The following is a 262-nucleotide window of genomic DNA, read 5'->3' on the forward strand; positions in this document are numbered from 1 at the left end:
AGTATACGGTTAGCTTGGAAGAACATGTTGGAGAATCTGTGATCTCAACCTCTTTTTATGATGAAGAGATAATGGGAGTTAAGTCCAATATAAATAAAACATTTTATGATGGACAAAAGGTATGGAGAATTGACAACAATAGAGAGGAATATTATGTGAATGAACCTGAAGTTAACGGCAAACAGCAAACCGTTTATCCAAACGAAGTATTCCAGGTGGAGTTAAGAAAGCTCTATGATTCTCCTGGCGTATTCAGGCAAAG

The 262-nt window shown here is 36.6% G+C and carries 1 protein-coding gene; it reads left to right on the top strand.

The window, feature by feature from the left end; translation table 11 throughout:
- Window positions 1-14: 14 nt before the first annotated feature.
- A partial coding sequence (locus Q4550_RS23595; RefSeq protein WP_303536672.1) for a hypothetical protein occupies window positions 15-262 on the top strand: 248 nt, incomplete at its 3' end.

It is taken from the genome of Anaerobacillus sp. 1_MG-2023 (assembly GCF_030547345.1).
GTDB classification, from domain to species: Bacteria; Bacillota; Bacilli; order Bacillales; family Guptibacillaceae; genus Guptibacillus; species Guptibacillus hwajinpoensis_B.